The following is a 20122-nucleotide window of genomic DNA, read 5'->3' as shown; positions in this document are numbered from 1 at the left end:
CGTGATGAACCGCGTTTGGAAGTTTTTTATTGTGCTTCTCCCCTGCTTGCTTATTGGCTGGGGGGAAGTTTTTTGTTTAACGCCTTCCAAACAAATTTACGACCGCCGCGGCGCACCCGTGCGCGGTTTTTTGTCGGAAAATGAAACGTATTACCGCCCCGTAGCCTTATCCGAAATTTCCCCGTGGCTGATTGCGGCGGTGGTAGCGGCGGAAGACAAACGTTTTTTTTCGCACGCGGGCGTAGACACGCAAGCCGTTTTGCGCGCCGCGTGGCAAAACGCTTCGGGCGGAAAAATTATTTCGGGTGCCTCCACCATTACCCAGCAGCTTGTGCGTGCGGTGGAGCCGCGGTCCAAAACGCTGTGGGGTAAAGCGGGCGAGGCGTGGGATGCACTTATGTTGGAGCGAAAGCTGTCTAAAGAAGAAATTTTAAACGAATACTTTAACCTGTTAGAACTGGGTAATTTAACCCAAGGCGTGCAGGCGGCTTCGCAATTTTATTTTGGCGTGGATGCGGCGGATTTATCTTTGGCGCAGGCTGCGTTTTTGGCGGGGCTTGCTAAATCGCCCACTTATTACAATCCGTTAAAACATTTGGCCCGTGCGCAAACCCGCCAAAAATATGTTTTAAAACGTATGCTGGAAGAGAAATTTGTAGATAAAGAAATGTATGATTTAGCTGTCAGCGAACCGGTGGAACTGCGCACGCAAAACCGTCCGTTTGATGCCCCGCATTTTACACATTTTTTAAAACCGCTGATTCCGCAGGATGTTTCGGACGTTACTTCTACGCTAGACAGGGAACTGCAGCTGTATGCTGAGGAGCTGGTTAAAAATTATATCTCGCGTATGAAGAAGGAAAACGTAACGAATGCGGCGGTAGTCGTGCTGGAAAACGCAACAGGTGCGGTACTGGCGTATGTGGGCTCAGCCGATTTTTACGATGATATTTATCACGGGCAGGTGGACGGTGCGCGCGCTTTGCGCCAATCCGGCTCCACCCTAAAACCATTTGTGTATGCACTGGCGTTTGATAAGGGGCTTTTGACGCCCGCTTCTTTACTGTCAGATGAAGATACGTTTTTTGAAGGCGGTTTCCGCCCGCGCAATTATGATGAAACTTTTCACGGTTTGGTTTCTGCCCGCACAGCGCTGGCGTGTTCGTATAACATTCCAGCGGTCAAAGCGGCCGAAAAAACGGGTGTACCCGCTCTTTTATCGTTTCTTCGTGTGTTGGGGCTGATGACGCTTAGTAAGCCTGCCGATTTCTACGGTCTGGGTCTTGCCTTGGGCAACGGAGAAGTGCGGCTGTTGGATTTAACCAATGCGTACGCCACGTTGGCGCGCGGCGGCGTATATCTTCCCGTGCGGATTGCCGCGGAGCCGGTTATTTCGCTGCAAGGAAAAGAAGGGCGCGTGTTAGATGAAAATACCGCTTATTTGGTAACAGATATTTTAAAGGATAACAATGCCCGCGCACCTGCGTTCGGACTTAATTCTCCACTGGCTGTTCCGTTCGAACTGGCCGCTAAAACGGGAACTTCCAAGGATTATAAAGATAATTTTACGCTGGCCTATACCCCGCGGTGGACAATTGGCGTGTGGGTGGGGAATTTTGACGCGTCCGCTATGCAAAAAGTTTCCGGCATAACGGGGGCGGGGCCGATTATGCACGATTTAGCCGTGTATCTCAACGAAAAATATCCGTCCGCTCCGTTTAAAACGCCGGAAGGCGTTACGCGCACTTTAACGTGCGTGCAAAGCGGGCTGTTGGCCGGGCCCGCGTGCAAACATACGAAAGAAGAAGTCTTTTTGACGGATAAAATGCCCGCCAAATGCGACGGCAAGCACATATCAGCCGCGCCCGCGCTGCAAATTTTAACGCCCTCGGTGGGCGACGTGTTTAAATGGGATCCTGCCTTTCCTGCGGCCTCCCAGCAAATTAAATTGTCGGCGTCGTGTGCGGAAAATACCTGTAAATGGACAATAGACGGAAAGAATTTATCTGCCCGCACCTGTGAAACGTGGTGGCCGATTGCCGTTGGAAAACACCGTTTATCGGTAACGTGCGGGGGAGAAACGCAAGAAACTCATTTTGAGGTGTTACCGTAATAACTAATGATAAGTTTCCGCTGAAAGCGGGCCGGGCCGAAAGGGCTTGACCCGTTTTTTTTTTTTGATAACATAGGGATATCTTTATAAAAGGATATGAACTGTGAAAAAAAACGCGGGTTTTACCCTTATTGAATTATTAGTTGTCGTGCTTATTATCGGCATTTTATCGGCGGTGGCGCTGCCGCAGTACCAAAAAGCGGTGGAAAAATCCCGCGCGGCGCAGCCGCTTACTTTATTAAAATCTCTGGCGCAGGCCCAGCAAACATATTATATGGCCAATGGCGCGTACGCCACCCAGTTTGACCAACTGGACGTAGAACTTCCCTGGACCGGGAAAGAATACTGGTGTTCGGCTCATAGTTCGATAAAGGATACGCGTTCCAACGGGGATTGGAGTCTGCAATTATATTCCGACGGAAGCATGACAGGAATTTATATGGGGCGTTTGACGGGGGCCTATAAAGGAGCCGGCTGGGTGTATTGGGTGCAACACGGTTCTCTTCCGCCAAACACGTTATATTGTGCCGAGCGGGTGGGAAGTGGGCTTGTCTTTACTAAAACGGCCGGAGATTATTGCCAAAAGATATTTTCCGCTCCCCGTAAAAATTGGTCGGACGGCGGACTCGCCGTATTTGCATTATAAGGATTTTCGGGAAATTAAAACAGCCTCTTTCGGAAAGAAAGAGGCTGTTTTGCGTCAGATTTTAAAACTTATTTCACAACGCCGGCGGAACCAAATACATTCTGATTCTTTTCGGCATACATTTTGATAAGTTCTTCGCGGGCCGGCCCCAAGTATTTGCGCGGGTCAAATTCGCTGGGTTTGGTGGCGAAAATTTTGCGGATGGTGGCGGTCATCACGAGGCGGCCGTCGGAGTCCACATTGATTTTGCACACAGCCATTTTAGCCGCTTTGCGCAGCTGTTCTTCCGGTACACCGGCGGCATCTTCAATTTTTCCGCCGTATTCGTTGATTTGTTTGACGGCCCATTGCGGAACGCTGGAAGAACCGTGCAGCACAATCGGGAAGCCCGGGAGGCGTTTGGAAACTTCTTCCAAAATGTCAAAGCGCAGTTCGGGCAATTTTTCGCCGGGTTTTACTTTAAATTTGTAAGCGCCGTGAGAGGTGCCGATGGAAATGGCCAAGGAATCCACGCCGGTGCGGGTAACGAAATCTTCCACTTGGGCGGGATCAGTATACGTGTGGTGTTCGGCGGAAACTTCATCTTCGATACCGGCCAAAACACCCAGTTCGCCTTCCACGGTCACGTCGTGGGCGTGCGCATATTCCACCACTTTTTTGGTAAGCGCCACGTTTTCTTCGTACGGCAGGTGGGAGCCGTCAATCATTACGGAGGAGAAACCGTTGTCAATGCAGTCTTTGCATAATTCAAAAGAATCGCCGTGGTCTAAGTGCAAGCACAAGGGAACGGGTTTGCCGAGTTCTTTCATCATTTCAACCGCGCCGCGGGCCATCCAGCGCAGCAAGGTGGCGTTGGCGTATTTGCGCGCGCCGCTGGAAACCTGCAGAATTACCGGAGAACCGGTCTGCACGCACGCGGTGACGATCGCCTGCAGTTGTTCCATATTGTTAAAGTTATAAGCCGGAATGGCATAACCGCCGGCCATAGCGTCTTTGAACATTTGGCGGGTGTTTACCAAGCCAAGTTCTTTATAAGAAACGGTCATATACAGCCTCCTAAAGAATATATCTGTCTTCAACATTTTACAATTTTTTGCGCGGAATGTTCTGCGTTTTTCCGCATTGATTGGTCTTTCGTCTGCAAATGCTTGCAAAAAAACGACTTTTGGCGTATAATGTACTTACCTTTAGTGTCTTTTAGAGAGTAATAATGACTTATAAACTTGATTTTTCTATTCTTAAAACCTTAACCGGTTTGGCCGGAGTGTCCGGCCGTGAACACGATGTGCGGGAGTATCTGAAAACCCTGCTTGCGCCATATGCGGATGAAATGCGCACCGATGCGCTAGGCAATTTGATTGTATTTAAAAAAGGTACGTCGGGCAAAAAAATGATGTTGTGCGCGCATACGGATGAGGTCGGACTGATGATTCACCACGTGGACGACCGCGGCTTTGCGCGGTTTATTACGGTGGGGGGAATTGACCCCCGTACGCTTCCGGCGCAGCGGGTGCGCGTGCAGACCCGCAACGGAGAACTGATCGGTGTTATCGGAGTAAAGCCCGCCCATATTACGACGGAAGCCGACCGCGGACGTGCGCTTGGAGTCAAGGAACTTTTTATTGATTTGGGGCTTCCCGCTGAAGAAGCAAGGAAACGTGTAGAAGCGGGTGATTGGGCGGTATTGGACCGCGAATATGTGGAATTTGGGGACGAACGTATTTCAGCCAAAGCGCTTGACAACCGTGCCGGCGTATTTGTGCTGGCGGAACTTATCCGCGCATTAAAACAGCCTTTTTATGATGTGTATGCCGTGTTTACGGTGCAGGAAGAAGTCGGCCTGCGCGGTGCGCAGACGGCGGCTTATGGAATAGATGCAGACATAGCGTTGTGCTTGGACACTACGGGTGCGGCTGATATTCCCTCGGTTGCTCCGCAGGATTATATTACGGCACTCGGCGCAGGAGCGGGCATTACAGCTATAGACGCGCGTACGATTACGCCGCTCTGGCTGTTTGAAGCCTTAAAACAGATTTGTGATAAAAATAACATTCTCCGGCAGGTGCGCGTAGCGCCGCGCGGCGGAAACGACGCGGGGGTGGTGCACTTGTCTAAAACGGGTGTTCCTACGTGCGCCCTGTCTATTCCTACGCGAAACATTCACTCCAATGTAGAAGTAATCAGCAAGCGCGATACGGAAAACGTATTCCGGCTTGCGTTCTTGGCGGCGCAGCAGGGGCTCGGGGAGTGCGCTCACTAAGAGGGGGCGTGTATTTAAATGAACAAAAAATTTGAATGGGGCAAAAAACGCGGCGTGTATATGGACGTAACCGATTACGCCCAAAACCCCGCTTACCAACTTCCGGCGGAAGAGTTAAATGCGTTTGAAAAACTGGACGCGGCTTACCGCGCGTTGGTGGCACTTTTGTATAATTATGTACCCAATTCCGGCCACCCGGGGGGAAGTATTTCCAGCGGACGTATGGTGGAACATCTGTTATATAAAGAAATGGCGTACTCGCTGAAAGAACCTCACAGGGACGACGCAGATATTGTTTCGTATGCTGCCGGACATAAGGCGCTTGGATTGTATGCCATGTGGGCGCTTCGCAGCGAAGCGGCGCGGATTGCGAAGCCGGAGCTGCTGCCGGAAAACGAAAAACTGCAGCTAAGGTTGGAGGATTTACTTGGTTTCCGCCACAACAAAGCGCAGGGGACACCTCTTTTTAAAAAGTTTAATGTAAAACCCTTGGGCGGACATCCTGAGCCGTTTATTCCGTTTGTGCGTACCAGTACGGGTGCGAGTGGAGTGGGAGACGGTTCTGCTGTCGGCCTTGCGTTGGCCGCGGCCGACGCATATGGGGCGAACTGTCCTGCCGTTCATATTATTGAAGGCGAGGGAGGACTGACCGCCGGACGTGTCAGCGAAGCCGCTGCCACTGCCGCTACTGCACAGTTGAAAAATGTTGTTTTTCATATTGACTGGAACGAAGCGTCTATTGAAAGCGAACGCGTGACTGCCGACGGAGAAAACGACGGCGATTATGTGCAGTGGAATCCAATGGAGTTCTTTTTTATCCACGATTTTAACGTCATCCGCGTTCCCAACGGGCACGATTTTAACCAAATCCACGCTGCGCAGAAACTGGCGGCGGAAATTTCCAACCACCAGCCGACGGCGATTGTGTACCGTACGGTAAAAGGGTGGCGTTACGGCATTGAGGGCAAGGCTTCCCACGGCAGCGGACACAAATTCGCTTCCGAAGGGTTTTACGCGGCTCTCTCGGAATTTGAGCAACTCTTCGGCGTGTCGTTCCCGCGTTTTTCGGGCGACAAAACCGAAGAAAACGTAGAGAAATTTTATTGGGAATCGTTGCTGACTATGCGCCGTGCGTTGGAAGGGGATAAATCCTTGTGCGCGTTTTTGGCGCAGCGGTTGGCGGAGGCGGCCGCGCGGCTGGACGACAAAAAACGTTCTGTTCGTACGGATTTGGGCGATTGTGCCAAACTTTATACGTTTAATCCGTCTGATGTTCCCGCGGAATTCGTTTTTGAAAAAGGAAAGCCGTATACTACCCGCGGGGTGCTTGGCAATGTGCTGGCATATCTTAATAAACAAACGGGCGGAACGCTTTTAACCGCATCGGCTGATTTGTACGGTTCTACCGGCGCGGGGGCAGTTTCCAAAGATTTCCCGGACGGTTTTTTTAATGCCGTTTCCAATCCGCAATCCCGTCGTCTGTCAGCCGGAGGCATTTGCGAGGACGGAATGTCCGCCGTTTGTACGGGGATTTCCGCTTTCGGCAAGCACGCGGGCGTGGCGGCTTCGTATGGTGCGTTTTTGGCGTTTGAACACGTAGCCGCACGCTTGCACGCCATCGGCGTACAGAGTGCGCGCGAAGCGGGGCTGTGCCCCAATACGTTTATTATGTTTAACGGCCACGCCGGACTCCCGACGGGGGAGGACGGCCCGACGCACGCCGATCCGCAGTCGCTGCAGCTTTTGCAGGGGAATTTCCCTAAAGGCGCGTGCATTACGGCGGTGCCGCTTGAGGTGGATGAAATTTGGCCGCTTGTCACCAAATCGCTTTCTTTAAAACCCGCCGTGTTCGCGCCGTTTGTTGTGCGTCCTTCTTATGCGTTTTTGGACCGCGAAGCGCTCGGTATGGAACCGGCGCAAAATGCGGTAAACGGCGTATATTATATGCGCCGCGCCAAAGGCAAAGCGGAAGGCACTCTTATTGTGCAAGGGGCGGGTATCGGGCGCATTGTGGCGGAGGAACTGCTGCCCGCGCTGAATGCAAACGGGCCGGACGTTAATGTGGTGTACGCCGCCAGCCGTGAACTTTTTGAACTCTTGTCCGAAGAAGAACAAGAAAAAATCCTGCCGCTTGAATATCGTCATACGGCTATGGGCATTACGGATTTTACGCTGCCTGCGCTGGAGGGCTGGCTTTTGAGCCAATCTGGCCGCAGACATACGCTGTTTCCACACAAAAACGACGTTTATCTCGGAAGCGCGTCGGCTGCCAAAGTATATGCCGAGGCGGGATTGGATGGAAAATCCCTGCTTAAAGCGGTACGCGCTTACGCACAAGATTTAAAACGGGATACTGCTTGGCGGTAGACCCGAACAGGAGAATAAAATGGCAGAAGAAAAACCTTACTTAACCGGACGGACCTATCTTTTCAAACTTCCTAAAGGCAAGGATTTGTTGGAGTCCCTTGCTGATTTTTGCCACGATAACCAAGTGAAATGCGGTGTAGTGAGCGTGGTTGGATCAGTTTCCAACGCTACCGTCGGTTATTATGACCAGTCCAAAAAGAAATATGAGAAAAAAGTAATTAACGAAGAAATGGAACTTTTAAGCTTAACGGGCAACGTCAGCATTCAGGATAACCGCCCTCAAGTACATGCGCACGTAGTATTTGCCGGAAAGGATTTTAACGCCGTCGGTGGACACTTAATGCCCGGTACTAAAATCTATGTTTGTGAAGCCTATGTACAGGAACTTGTGGGTGAGCCGAAAGTAAGACGTATGGATAAAGTAACCAAACTTTCTTTGTGGGCTTAAGTTATCTTATTAACATTCCCGTCCGCTCCGTTTGGGGCGGACGGATTTTTATACGGAACATTTCCGCTTTTACGGAATGCGGAAGAAATTCCCGAAGGAGAAACTCTTTTTTGCAGAGAAGAAAAATACGCGAGTCAGATATAATAACACTTCTGTTTTTCTGTGTCAAGCAGGATTTGTAAAAAAGCTTGAAATCAGTTTTTTAATTAGTTTTAATGAGTAAGTAGGGTAGTTAAATTATACAGGAGGAAATGCTGAATGAAGAAACTATTAGGCTTGCTGTTGGCTATGGCTGTAGCCTTTCCGGCGAGCGCCGACATACTTAAAAACGTGACCCTCAAAGGCGAAATCCAGACGATAGCCTCTGATGTGCGCCATAATGATGTGGTGGCAGATGCCCGATACAATTCCGGTACCAATGCCCGCGCTTTGGCCGGTCTTTCTTTTGACCTTGTTGAAGATGTACGTGCCAATGTACTCTTTCAATACGGTTATGCATGGGGTAGCAACAATACCGCCAACGAAGGTTTCGACAATGCCGACGGTATGAAATTGGTGGAAGCGAATGTGGTTCTCTCTAATTTATTCTGCTGCTTGGAAGCCTCGATAGGCCGCCAATTCTACGGTGATGAAAACAGCGCCGTAATGTATTTCGGTCCCACCCACTACAACGCCGAGGGGATCAACTTGGCTCGCGCGTTGGACGCCGCTAAAATTTCTTACAGCGACGATTTCAAATCCTTCACGATGATTGCCGGTAAAGTGGCCGATTTGGGCTATGACGCTTCTGCCACCGACGGAACCGCCATCTACGGCGCGGATTTGAAACTTAACCTGACCGATGTGGTTTCTTTGCAAGCCTACGGTTATGATTTGCGCAATGTTAAAGTTTGGGACGGAACCGCTTATGTGGCTTCGGAAGACAACAACGTCGGCTTCTACGGCGCCAAATTGGCCTTCAATCCTGAAGCCGCGCTGTTGAGCGTGGAATACGCGCGCAACTTTGAAGGCAACAGACTCGTCAAAGAACACAAGGATACCGGCTATATGGTAAAAGCGGACGGCGCGATTGACTTTGAAGCCGTTACCGCCCGCGCCGCGTTCCTGTACTCCAACGGCAATTTCTTTGCCTTTGGCAATTATAGACCTGGTCTTTTAATCGGCGATCCGATGAAAGGCGGAATTTTTGACTATACCGAAGATGGCGTGCGTATGTTTAACGTCGGTTTTGACTTTAAACCCTACGAAAAATGGACCGTGTCTCTGGACGGATACACTTTCCAGAGCCGCTTCGCGCATCATACCGCCACCTTTGAAGCTGACCTTACGGCCAAATATGCCCATAACGAATATGTGGAATTGTTTGCCGGCGTCGGTTATGCCAAATACGGCAACGAAGACGAATACAAAGCTGAATTTGGCAAAGACAACACCAAAGGCCAGCTGGGTATGTTGATTAAGTTCTAAAATCGTCTAACCGCGATAAAACCCCGCTCTTTGGAGCGGGGTTTTTTGCGTCAAGACAAGGTTCCAAAGAATAATTTATAATACTGGTATATCTTATTTTGGGGAATTGATGAAGAAAATTATTTTTTCGTTGTTATGTGCAGCCTGCGTATTTGGCTGTTGTAAAGAAAGTAACTATCTGGGGGAATGGGTGGAACCGATTCCAGGAATGGACGGATTCCAAGGCGTATTGCTGGAAAAAGACGGCAAAGCGTCTTCCGTCAATATGCAAACGTTGGTTTATGAAACGTGGGCGTTGCGGGGGGATTCGCTGGTGCTGACGGGCAAGAGCGTCGGAAACGGGCAGACGATTGAGTTTGCGGAGAATTTTACGCTTGAAAAATCAGACGGCGAATGGGTATTGCGCGCAGCGGATGGCAGCGTAACCTACCGCCGGAGAAAATAAATCTTTTATAGTGGCGGTTTTCGTAAAAAACGCGTCTGCGGTGATTACACCGCAGACGCGTTTTGGATAAATTAACCGTTACTGTGCCGCGTGAAACAAGTGGCTGAAGGATAACGATACGCCCACATACACGTTTTCGCCGCGTTTGGCAACGTATTTCCCTTTAGCTGTATAGTACGACACAAAAGGCGCCAAATAGAGGTTTTTGTAAAGTTGTACGTCTAGGCGTGCGTCGGCTTCAAACTCATAGTTTAAATCGGTCGCGCGTTTTTCGGACGTGCTTACATACTTGCGGTATAAGGCGGAATACTTGGCCGTTACACCTTCGCGTACGGGTTGTTCTATTTTGAAACCGGCTTCCCACGCTAATTTGCTGGCGGCGGGGTTATAGGTGTAATCCCGCTCGCCTACGACTGCGGCAAACAAGCTTTTGAGGTATTTCCCTTCAAACAGTTTAATGCCGGCCGTACCGCGCAGAATTTTTTTGCGCGGGGAATGGTCGGGTTTGGTAAACTCGGTTTCGTAGCCTAAATTGGCGAACGGACCCACTTCAAAACCGCCTAAAATATCGTCTACCTTCCATAACCGTTGGGTGTATCCGGTGGTAAGCAAAATGGTGTCGGCGTTTTCGTTGGTAATTTTTTCGCCGTTTACGGGGCGCACTTTCGTGCGTCCGTAATCCATTAACAGTTCGTTGGTCCACAGGTAGTGCTGGGCGTGATAGTCCGAAATCATATCAAAAAGGCCGCGTACGGCGCTTTGCGAGTCGGACGTTAGGCGGGCTTCCGAAAAGTCCTGATATACGTTGGCGTTTTTTACTTCGGTGGAGGTAACGTCAAACGCCAGTTTTTTCAGCTCAATCTGCCAGCCGCGTTTACCGTCTTGGGCGTGCAGCAGGCCGGCCGCCAAAAATAGGGCCAGCGTAAGGAATGCTTTGTTGCGCAAGTGTTGCATAATTTCTCCTAATTAATTTTCCAATTTAAAGCGGATGCGCAGCCTGCCGTCCGCATAATCGTAACTGATGATTTTAAACCGTCCGATCTCTGCCGTGTTCTCCACGTGTTTTCCAATGCAGGGGCATACGTCGTATGCGCCTACGTACACCAGTCGTACTTGGTCGCCCGCTTCCGGAGGGAGGGAGGATAAATCAATGCGTTTTTCCGCCTCCGCACGTGTCAATACTTCTGCCCGTACGGAAACTCGGGAAGAGATGACCTCGTTGACCAACTGTTCAACTTCGTGCATTTGTTCTTTAGACGGAGCGGTGGGGAGAAAATAATCGCACTTGGATTTATTTTTCTCAATATGGTTGGTTTTGCTCCGTGCACAGCCGAAAACGCGCACCATTGTTTGGTTTAAAATGTGCTCGGCGGTATGCATGGGGGCAAAATAATCTTTTTTGGGAGATAGAGACGATGTTTCAATCATATTTATATTGTATGGATTTTAGTTTTTGTTGTAAAGATTTAATGACAAATCTCTCCCAAAAATAATAAAATAATAATAGAAGGGGGAAAATGGCGAAGAGCCGGCCCCTTACTCCAAGAAGTAAACTGAGGAAAAGAAATAAATTATGCCGAAAAATACTGACTTTTGTAAAATTGTCGCGACCATCGGTCCCGATACCAGCAATGAACAAGCTATCGAAAAATTGGTTTTAGCCGGAGTTTCCGTATTCCGCTGCAACTGCAGCCACGGCTCTTTACCCGAATATCAGGAAAGAGTCACCAACATCCGCAAAATGGAAAAAAAATACAACTGCACGTTGGGTATTTTGTTTGACTTGCAAGGCCCGAAACTCCGCATCGGCACTTTTAAAGATTACCGCATTAAACTCGCCGAAGGCGACAAATTCCGCTTGGATATGAATCCGGAACCCGGCGACCAGACCCGCGTCTGCCTGCCCCATAAAGAAATTTTCGCCGCGATAAAAGACGGGCTGGAGCTTTTGCTTAACGACGGCGTCGTCCGCTTACGTGTGGATTCCCACACCGCCGATACCGCCGACTGCACCGTTATCGCCGGCGGCGAATTATCCAACAAAAAAGGCGTAAATGTGCCCGGGGTAAAATTGCCGCTCTCCGCGCTGACCGCCAAAGATAAAGAAGATTTGAAAATCGCCGAAATGTTGGGAGCCGATTTTATCGGCCTTTCCTTCGTACAGGAACCCGAAGATATCATTGAGCTTCGCAGCTTAATGAAATCCAAAGCCCACATTATCGCCAAAATTGAAAAACCCTCCGCAATTGAACACTTGCGCGAAATTATTGATTTGACCGATGTCATCATGGTTGCTCGCGGCGACTTGGGCGTGGAAACCAGCCCCGAACTCGTGCCGGTACTCCAGAAAAAAATCGTTTCCGGCTGCCGCAAAGCGGGTAAACCGGTCATCGTGGCTACGCAGATGTTGGAATCTATGATTCACAACATTATGCCGACCCGCGCCGAAGCTTCCGACGTCGCTACCGCCGTTTATGACGGTGTGGACGCCGTCATGCTGTCCGCCGAAACGGCTCAGGGAGATCATCCGTATGAAGCCGTCGCCACGATGCGCCGTATTATTGAAACCGTGGAAAGAGACCACCGTTACCGCAAAGGCCTTTCCTTGTTGGAACGCAAGAACGATTCCACCAAAGAAGGCGCCATTACCACGGCGGCCGGTGTAGTGGCTACTAATATGGATACGGCAAACGTTATCGTTACGTTTACTGATTCCGGTTCCACTACTCTGCGCGCTTCCCAACAGCGTGCCGGCGGATTGCCGATTTTGGGCTTGACGCCTAATATCACCACCGCCCGCCAGCTAACCGTGGTATGGGGGGTAACGCCGATCGTCATTGAAAACTTAAAGAACTTTGAGGATATGACGGCCGAAGCAAAGAAAGCGGTACTCGCGGAAAAACTCGCCAAAGAAGGCGATAACGTCGTGGTAACCGCCGGTATTCCCTACGGCAAAGCCGGTACTACCAATATGTTATATGTGCTTTCCATCTAATTAGAAAGTACGAATGTTTTAAACGCCTCCGTCATCAAGACGGGGGCGTTTTTGATGTAGAAGGCAATCCCCCAGATAGGCCGGAGATATTTGTTGCTCTAGCCCCTGCTGTACGGGGCGTGTCTTTATCTCCACAAAAAAACTCCCCTCGTACGTGAAGGGAGTTTTTTAGACATAAACCAATAAATCGCACTCTGCCTAACGCAAGTAACAACTGATTGTGTCATTACGGCATTGAATAGGCACCACCTCCGGCATCCACGGTAAAACCGATTGCCTTACAATCAGCGGCTGTGCCGCTTCCCTCGGCGCGGCAAATGGTTTTTTGATAGGCAGGGCGGCCTTGATACGCCGGCGCTGCGGTTGTAGTTAAGTAGAGCTTCCCGTTGGTTCTATGTGCTTCAATAAAAGCATTTGATATTTGGAATCTCCAATTTTTTGTCTCAGGCCCACATCCTGAACAAGTGCGCGGAGTTCCTCCAATAGTAACAGAAGAGGAATTAAATAAGTTATTTCCGCTTGAGTCTTGACTGGTACAAATAGCAGTACCAATACCGTTTTCCATAAAACAAATCTCCTGCGCATCGCGCAAAGATTTTAAGGTAGTTATAGCTTCGGCCGCGCGGCTCTTTTCTACGGCTTTTGTATATTGCGGCAGCGCTACGGAAGATAAAATACCGATAATCAGTACAACAACAAGTAATTCTATTAATGTGAAACCTTTTTTCATAGGTATACCTCCAAACAGATGCTATTCTCAGTATACTATCATTTGGTCAGAAAATCAAGCGTGAAAACAGTTGTAGATGAGAACAATCAAAAACCCCGCTCCTGTGAGCGGGGTTTGCTTTTGGAAATAATTATTTCTTTACGCCGGCTGATTCTTTCTTCCACGTGGTAGCGATACAAGCCATAGCGATCATACACGCAAATATGCAGGAAACATATACGCCTTTCCAACCATAATTAACGCTGATAAATGCTGCGCCCTTACTGGAGAGCATTGCGCCAAAGTAGCCAAACATACCGGTAAAACCGCACGCTGCAGAAACGGATTCCTGTACCGTTACGCGTGAAGCCTGCACGCCGCCGGCCAAGTTCTGCGGGCCGTCTACAAAGAAGCCGATAAAGGCCGCGAAAATAGCCGTCAGCATAAAGGCGTCTACAGAGGCAACTTTATAGAAACACCAGCAGCTGGCGGCCAAAATGACGAGGTAAATCAAGTTCATTTGCGTGCAGCGTCCTTGGAAAAATTTATCCGCCAAGTAACCCGCTACAATGCCGCCTGGCATTCCCAAAAAGGGCATAGCCGAAGCCGCGGAAGCGGCGGCCGCTTGCGTGAAACCGCGGTCCTGCACCAAGAAAGTGGTCGCCCAGTCCAACGTGGCAAAACGTACGTAATAAATAAATACGTACGAAACGGCCAAGGCCCATAGAAAAGGGTTAGTCAGTACGTATTTTTTGACGATTTCCCATTGAGACATATCACTTTTTTCTTTGGTAACAGGCATTTTGTCATTTCGGTAAATTTCAATGGCGGGAAGTCCTACAGTAGCAGGTTTGTCGGTCATTGCCCAAAGCATAAACAAGCTGTAAGCAATACCCATACAGGCCGGCACGATAAAGGACATCTGCCACCCGCATTTCATCCACGCCAATAAGGAGATTAGTTGCGCCACAAAGAATGCACCAAATGTATGGGAAGAGGACCACAATGTCCATTTTGTGGCTCTTTCAGAAGGGGAGAACCAGTATACCAACCCTTTGGCTACAGGCGGAAAGCCCATCGATTGGGCAACGCCGTTCAAACCCCATAAAAAAGCCGCTAAGAAAGTGGCGGACAGCGGTAGAATTCCAGCCAACTGTGGGATAAACGCAAACAAAATGTTAATAACGGAAGAAGTGAACAATCCGACAGCCATTACGGAACGGATATTGCATTTGTCTGCAATGATACCGCTGACAAATTTACCGATACCGTATGTCAGATAAATAATCATACCGATGGTACCCAGCTGTTCTACCGTAAAGAGGTTATTTTCAATTAAGGTAGGTTTGATAATATCCAAGTTTTTGCGGGTAAAGTAGAACAAAGCATACCCAAAATACATAGAGAAGAACATCTTAATACGCCACGAACGGTACAACTTTTTGATTTCCTGTTCATCCGATAATGGAGCGGCGTCCGGAAGCGGTTTGAACCAATTTACAATTTTTGCGAACATATAATCTCCTGTTTAGAAATCAAACAGAAACTTTTCTTCCTCCTTTCCGGCGCCGGCTTCCCGCCAAAACGCTCACTCGTTAGAAAGAGGGGAAGAATAATCCCCGTTTGTTTGTGAATAATTCGACACTACAATTATAACAAAATTAATTCGGTTTATCATCTGAAATTTTTGGATAGTATACGTCCAGCGGATAAATGGAACTTCCCGTACTGCCGCCTATAGATTTTCGCTGCACGTGTTTAAAACGGCCAAGCTCTTTGGCGGGGCCGACTACAAAGAAAAATCTATGATTTTTAGCGCACCATTGTCTCTTCGCTATAGTTTTTTGCCTATAGTGCCCCCGTAAAAAGAAAATTCCGTTTTCTTGCTGGGCTACGGATATTCATCCCTTGCTAAAGTAGGGGGTATTCTGTAAAATCCCAAATAAAATCCCCGATGTTTTTACATCGGGGATTTTTGATAAATTACCTTATTCGACGTATCCGGCAAGCACGCCGCGTAATTCTTGAATATCTTGCTGGCTGGTGGGGCCGGCGTTCCGCTCCAGAATATTGAACGAAGCATCTTGATCTTTTAATCCTTTAACAATTCGATTTAGCTTGTTCAACTGTTTAAGCACACGGGGAGAATCAGCCGGATTTACCTCGGTATATTGCATAAACAAATCGTTTGCGCGCGCCTGATAGGTAATAAACAAGCGATAGGTGTCCTTGCTTACGCTGTCTTGTACAATTTGACCGGCCAACTGGTCCAGTTCCGAAATTAACTGAGTGGCGTCCTCATACTTTTCATAGTCTTGTGGCATTGTATAAGCGCCTTCAGGCACATAGGTGATGTCTGTTCTCAAGGTTTGTAAGGTTGTACCGTCTATGCACAGCGCATTAGCAAGTGCGTTAAATTCATTCTGAAGCATAATGGACGGATCGTTGCGTTGCATCAGGTTCTGGTATTTTATGAGAACATTTCTCAGGTGCTCAAAATCAGCTGCCAAAGCAGACGACGGCTCCTTGCCCGCGTCTTTTTCCAACTTTTGGGCAGCAGTTAAGCGGTTGTGCACATTAATTAAGGTCAGCAAGTGTTTCGTCATCTTGCGTTCGGAGTTGATGCCGTAGTCCACTAATTCGTCTTCTACTTTCTGCAGGTTTTTGCGTACGCCGACAAGCTGACGCTCCATTGTTTCGGCCGTCAATCCGAAATCTTTGGGTGTTATTTCGCCGGAAGCGATGTTTTTCTCGGTTATTTTCTTCTTATTAAACAGCGAGAAGAAATCTTTGGTTAAACCACGGTTTTTATAGGCCAGCCACGCGGCAACTCCCGTAGAATAACCTAGTACCAAACGGTTTAACGTAATGAGGGAGGATTCGTCTCCGAGGAAAGAACCTACATAATCCAGTAGGTCTTTTGTCCACTGCGGGCCAAGATCGGCAAACAGATAACCCGCTCCGGCGGCCGTCACAATACCGGCCAATCCTACACCGTTAAAGTAGGAATAGTCGCGCGAGGCTTTACTGGCCCACGATTTTTCAATTTGGTCTAGCAAATCCGTCCGTTCTTTTTTCGTCTTTTTAGCATATACAAACTGGTCTAATTCATCCCATGTCTGTTGTACGGCGGTTTGTTGTTCGGGTGTCATTGTTTCATAATCGATGACCGCTTGTTTGCGTCTAGCCATTTCGGCAGATACCAAATTTTGTAAACGCGCAGCATCTAACTGACCGGGCACGGCAGTAGCTACATAATGGAGAATACCTAACGTTCCAAACAAAGCAATCAAAGGCCCTGTGGTAGGCACCAGAGTCAGTCCTGCGGCAGTTATGGCCAAAAGCGGAAGCGACATCCCCGTCAGCTGGTTATCCGTCATTTTATTGGAGGAAACCATTTTGGAGGCAAATCTTCGCATCAAAGCGGTGGCCAGCATAAATCCGCCTACCAAGAACTGTCCGGCAGTGGGCCCCAACAATTCGGTAGAGGTTTGCCCCAACATCATTAAACTGGCTGCATAACTGGCATATACGCTTCTGACGCGGAAAGCAATACTTTTTACTTCATCTTTGGCGCGGAAAATATTTTTGTAAAACTGATTCAAAAATTTTCCTTCTTGTTTCTGCAGTAGTGCGGCTTCTCTGCGCGCTAGTTCTTCGACGGCACGCTGTTGCGGTGTCAAGGCTGCTAAACGCGCTTGTTCATCCGCTTGTGCTGCCTTGCGTGCGGCCATATCGGCCATAAATTTCCGGTATACAGGGGTATTAAACAACAAGAGAGTGGAAACTGTTACCAAACTTAAAGCGACGGGCACTACAATACTCCAATTTGCATCTAGCGCGAACCCTAACCCGGCCGTACCGGCTACTAATCCCAGACGAGACCATTGCTTTGTTTCCGCAAACCCCAAATGGGCGGAGGTTCGGGCAACGGGATCTTTAAAATAGTTCAAAAATACATTCATTTGGGTACCGAGCAAACTTCCTGCGAATACTGCGGTAACCATCGGAAGCGCCATCAAGGCAAGCGGAATAGCTTTTAATGATTCCGTGGACTGAAAGCCGGTCATACCCAAACCGAACAAAGAATAACCTAAACCTAATATGGACGCACCAAACAAAATTTGAAGTGTTCTAATAGAGCCGATTTTTGTCATTAAGCCTTGGGCCGCACCGCCTGCCCACGGAGACATATAACCCACACCGCCGACAAGGTTTCCCATCATATTGGCTACGCCTTGTAAACCTTTTAACGTGGCTTTAAAGGGACCGGTTAAGGCACCGGCGGAGTCTAAGCCAATATAACTGCCTAAGACTTTGAGAAACAAATTAAGCGAGTGCGGCGCACTCATAACAAGTTCCAAGTTTAAATCGTGGTTATGCTCCAACAGATTGGCTATAGCCAATAGATCGGAAGAAGAATAAGGCGTATCCACGGCAACTTGTTTAGAGCCATTTTTCTGAATTTCTTCCCACAGCTTTTTGGATTTCGGATTAGATTCTACAACCGCACGTTTTCCATTGGGCATTATAAATTTCCATTGGCCCATTTCGTCCAAAGCGAGTACAAACCCGTCGGGAATAGACAACCCTGGTTGAGCAGCCAGATGAAAAGTGGAAAGTAATTGTCCGTACCAGTTGGGCTGTTCTTGGGTTAATACTCCTATTGGCTTGCTGCTTAATGTGCCGTCGGCATAGCGGTAATAGAACGGAATATGATTTTTATAATAGATTTCTTCGTTCCTTTTTATGTAATCCCCTTGACTTTGAACTGCCCAGTCTACCGGACGGAAAGTGGCTAGAATTTCGTCTTTCTTAATTTCAGGCATAGGGGGAACTACACCCGAAAAATTGGAGGGAAGAACGGTAATTTCGTTGTATGCGGCTCTAGCGCGTTCAGTCCAATCCGGACTGGCGACCATACGATCCAATTGCTGTAGCAGCGATTCCTGTTTTATCGCGTTGGTAATGCGGGTCATTCCGTCAGAGATAATGCCGGCGTTGTATAATTCTAAGAGGCGTTTTCCCAGTTCTTGGTTGCCGTACCAAGCTTTAATTTTTTGTTGGGTAGCTTTCGGCAGGTCGGCAATAATATCTTGCAATACGCCTTGTTCATACAGGCGCACAAATGCCTCTTCTTTAAAGTGGTCTGCCGCGTGCCCTTCAATAATTTGTTTTAAGAATGTGGGCAGCGGATAAGTTTGAGATAAAGTCCGTCTCGCCGAGATATTGGCCGCCGAGATTCTAAACTGGTTTGTAAAGCGGGCGAAAAATCCGGTCGGTTGTTTTAAGAGAGGTTTCGGCTGTTCCACTAGATTTGACAATGAAGTTCCGGTCGTTACATCGGCATCTTGTGCAGCGACTTGCGGTGCGGGCGCGTCCTTTGCGAGCATTTCCGTTGGGGCTAAGGCCAAACTGGCTTCGGAATGCGGGGGAATGTATAAAGATTTCTGTGGGGCGGGAATGGTAACGGGACGCTCCGCCCTAGCGGCGGCTTGGGTGTCAACCACGTAAGACGCGTGTTGACGTAACCCCAGCCAATCTTCTGTGGCTTGGGCAGAGAAATCCTTATGATACGCGTTTAACGCATTCCATTCTTTTAAACTGTCGAGGACATCTGTCGGCATAGCGGGCAGTTGTCCGGCGGAAATCTCCGGCAATTGCAAAGGCAGCGAGTGATCGGCTGCATACTGTGCAATACCTTGCCAATGTGCCTCTAACTTACCGTTACCCGCGCGGGCTTTGGCAAAGTTTCCAAGTGCATCATAGGCTTCTAGAGTCAGTAAAGCGCGCGCGGTAATGATGTCGGTGTAGGGTATTAAATATGGGGGTACGTCGGTGGCGGCCGATACAATCAATTCCGCGTCTGCCTGCGTACCGTATAGTCCTAAATTGGAAATGGCAGCCATCTTACGACCCCATCCGTACATAATTATCTCGCGGGATTTACTGGGGACAGGATTACTTAGGGAAACGGTCAGTAGCCTTTGATAAAAATGTACCGCTTGCTCATACTGAACGGGCGTAAGCGGATGTCCTTGCACAAGGTGCAATTGGGGAAGTCCATTCAAAAATAGTTGGGGTCTGTCGGTAAGAGGTGCGGTGGCAAAATTATCAATGGTTTCTGTCGCCGAGCGGGTGGTAAATTGAACTTGTGTAAAATCTATGCGTGTTTGAGCTAGTTGATGTTGGGCTTGTACGGTCTGTTCTACTTTTTGGTTTAATGTTCCTGAAACGGTTATCTGTCCTGCTCTGTATTGGACTCGCAAGGCGGCGGCAAGATAGCGGGAAGGCAACATAACGGAAGATGCTGTTTTGCTGAAAACCCGTTGTACTTGGGCTGTCATTATTGGTTTGATGGCGGAGGTAGCGCGAATGCCTGCAGAAAGGGGGTTCTTTTGGGCAAGGGAAGGGGCAACGCTTCCAAAAATAAGACAAAAACTAAGAAAAATGGATAGAATTTTGGTCATAATCTCTCTTAAAATATCAAAAATTATACTACGTATACTTTTAATTTAATACAAAACCATACAACTGGCAAGGGTCAAAAGACCTAAAAAACAAATAGAACCTTTTGACCCCTACCCAAATTTGAAACGTATGAAGCTTGTTTCCTCTTTTATTGTATCACAAGCCCGATTTTTTTGCACGGGGAAAATGGCGAGGCAAAAT

At 48.5% G+C, this 20122-nt stretch carries 14 protein-coding genes; 8 read left to right on the top strand and 6 right to left on the bottom strand.

Annotated elements, in window-relative coordinates; translation table 11 throughout:
- Window positions 1–4 precede the first annotated feature (4 nt).
- Entirely contained in the window at window positions 5–2113 is a 2109-nt protein-coding gene (gene pbpC, locus ACI351_RS00960; protein ID WP_439733388.1) for a penicillin-binding protein 1C, read from the top strand.
- 103 nt (window positions 2114–2216) lie between these two features.
- On the top strand, window positions 2217–2759 hold the full coding sequence (locus tag ACI351_RS00955) for a type IV pilin protein (protein WP_439733387.1): 543 nt from the start codon (window positions 2217–2219) through the stop codon (window positions 2757–2759).
- A gap of 68 nt (window positions 2760–2827) precedes the next feature.
- Here ACI351_RS00955 and ACI351_RS00950 read toward each other — a convergent pair whose 3' ends face one another.
- Entirely contained in the window at window positions 2828–3805 is a 978-nt protein-coding gene (locus ACI351_RS00950) for a class II fructose-bisphosphate aldolase (RefSeq protein WP_439733386.1), read from the bottom strand.
- A gap of 164 nt (window positions 3806–3969) precedes the next feature.
- Between ACI351_RS00950 and ACI351_RS00945 the strand changes: the two genes are divergently transcribed.
- The 5 genes from ACI351_RS00945 to ACI351_RS00925 all read left to right on the top strand — a co-directional run bounded on the left by ACI351_RS00945 (window position 3970) and on the right by ACI351_RS00925 (window position 9746).
- Entirely contained in the window at window positions 3970–5019 is a 1050-nt protein-coding gene (locus ACI351_RS00945) for a M42 family metallopeptidase (RefSeq protein WP_439733385.1), read from the top strand.
- A gap of 18 nt (window positions 5020–5037) precedes the next feature.
- Window positions 5038–7386, top strand: a complete 2349-nt coding sequence (locus tag ACI351_RS00940) for a hypothetical protein (RefSeq protein ID WP_439733384.1) — start codon at window positions 5038–5040, stop codon at window positions 7384–7386.
- A 19-nt stretch (window positions 7387–7405) separates the two neighbouring features.
- Window positions 7406–7834: a PPC domain-containing DNA-binding protein gene (locus ACI351_RS00935; protein WP_439733383.1), complete on the top strand. Its 429-nt coding sequence runs from the start codon at window positions 7406–7408 to the stop codon at window positions 7832–7834.
- Window positions 7835–8092: 258 nt separating this feature from the next.
- Entirely contained in the window at window positions 8093–9301 is a 1209-nt protein-coding gene (locus ACI351_RS00930) for a hypothetical protein (RefSeq protein WP_439733382.1), read from the top strand.
- Window positions 9302–9410: 109 nt separating this feature from the next.
- The gene (locus tag ACI351_RS00925; protein ID WP_439733381.1) at window positions 9411–9746 is read left to right on the top strand and encodes a lipocalin family protein; all 336 of its coding nucleotides are present in this window, start codon (window positions 9411–9413) and stop codon (window positions 9744–9746) included.
- 78 nt (window positions 9747–9824) lie between these two features.
- Here ACI351_RS00925 and ACI351_RS00920 read toward each other — a convergent pair whose 3' ends face one another.
- On the bottom strand, window positions 9825–10700 hold the full coding sequence (locus ACI351_RS00920; RefSeq protein WP_439733380.1) for a hypothetical protein: 876 nt from the start codon (window positions 10698–10700) through the stop codon (window positions 9825–9827).
- A 12-nt stretch (window positions 10701–10712) separates the two neighbouring features.
- Window positions 10713–11174 carry a hypothetical protein gene (locus ACI351_RS00915; RefSeq protein WP_439733379.1) on the bottom strand — a complete coding sequence of 154 codons (462 nt, stop codon included), beginning with the start codon at window positions 11172–11174 and terminating at the stop codon, window positions 10713–10715.
- 145 nt (window positions 11175–11319) lie between these two features.
- Between ACI351_RS00915 and pyk the strand changes: the two genes are divergently transcribed.
- The gene (gene pyk, locus ACI351_RS00910) at window positions 11320–12741 is read left to right on the top strand and encodes a pyruvate kinase (protein ID WP_439733378.1); all 1422 of its coding nucleotides are present in this window, start codon (window positions 11320–11322) and stop codon (window positions 12739–12741) included.
- 226 nt (window positions 12742–12967) lie between these two features.
- Here the strand turns inward: pyk and ACI351_RS00905 are convergent, their stop codons facing one another.
- The 3 genes from ACI351_RS00905 to ACI351_RS00895 form a co-directional block, all read right to left on the bottom strand.
- Window positions 12968–13471: a type IV pilin protein gene (locus ACI351_RS00905; RefSeq protein WP_439733377.1), complete on the bottom strand. Its 504-nt coding sequence runs from the start codon at window positions 13469–13471 to the stop codon at window positions 12968–12970.
- 130 nt (window positions 13472–13601) lie between these two features.
- The gene (locus ACI351_RS00900) at window positions 13602–14966 is read right to left on the bottom strand and encodes an MFS transporter (RefSeq protein WP_439733376.1); all 1365 of its coding nucleotides are present in this window, start codon (window positions 14964–14966) and stop codon (window positions 13602–13604) included.
- Between the two features lie 472 nt (window positions 14967–15438).
- Window positions 15439–19920, bottom strand: a complete 4482-nt coding sequence (locus ACI351_RS00895) for a hypothetical protein (RefSeq protein ID WP_439733375.1) — start codon at window positions 19918–19920, stop codon at window positions 15439–15441.
- Window positions 19921–20122: the final 202 nt, after the last annotated feature.

Source organism: Candidatus Avelusimicrobium sp., from assembly GCF_051874775.1.
Taxonomy (GTDB): Bacteria; Elusimicrobiota; Elusimicrobia; order Elusimicrobiales; family Elusimicrobiaceae; genus Avelusimicrobium.
This window is presented reverse-complemented; position numbering and strand designations above follow the sequence as displayed.

Coding starts and splice junctions, on each gene's coding strand:
- pbpC (WP_439733388.1), top strand. CDS start 5: ATGAACCGCGTTTGGAAGTTTTTTATTGTGCTTCTCCCCTGCTTGCTT.
- ACI351_RS00950 (WP_439733386.1), bottom strand. CDS start 3,805: ATGACCGTTTCTTATAAAGAACTTGGCTTGGTAAACACCCGCCAAATG.
- ACI351_RS00945 (WP_439733385.1), top strand. CDS start 3,970: ATGACTTATAAACTTGATTTTTCTATTCTTAAAACCTTAACCGGTTTG.
- ACI351_RS00940 (WP_439733384.1), top strand. CDS start 5,038: ATGAACAAAAAATTTGAATGGGGCAAAAAACGCGGCGTGTATATGGAC.
- ACI351_RS00935 (WP_439733383.1), top strand. CDS start 7,406: ATGGCAGAAGAAAAACCTTACTTAACCGGACGGACCTATCTTTTCAAA.
- ACI351_RS00930 (WP_439733382.1), top strand. CDS start 8,093: ATGAAGAAACTATTAGGCTTGCTGTTGGCTATGGCTGTAGCCTTTCCG.
- ACI351_RS00925 (WP_439733381.1), top strand. CDS start 9,411: ATGAAGAAAATTATTTTTTCGTTGTTATGTGCAGCCTGCGTATTTGGC.
- ACI351_RS00920 (WP_439733380.1), bottom strand. CDS start 10,700: ATGCAACACTTGCGCAACAAAGCATTCCTTACGCTGGCCCTATTTTTG.
- ACI351_RS00915 (WP_439733379.1), bottom strand. CDS start 11,174: ATGATTGAAACATCGTCTCTATCTCCCAAAAAAGATTATTTTGCCCCC.
- pyk (WP_439733378.1), top strand. CDS start 11,320: ATGCCGAAAAATACTGACTTTTGTAAAATTGTCGCGACCATCGGTCCC.
- ACI351_RS00905 (WP_439733377.1), bottom strand. CDS start 13,471: ATGAAAAAAGGTTTCACATTAATAGAATTACTTGTTGTTGTACTGATT.
- ACI351_RS00900 (WP_439733376.1), bottom strand. CDS start 14,966: ATGTTCGCAAAAATTGTAAATTGGTTCAAACCGCTTCCGGACGCCGCT.
- ACI351_RS00895 (WP_439733375.1), bottom strand. CDS start 19,920: ATGACCAAAATTCTATCCATTTTTCTTAGTTTTTGTCTTATTTTTGGA.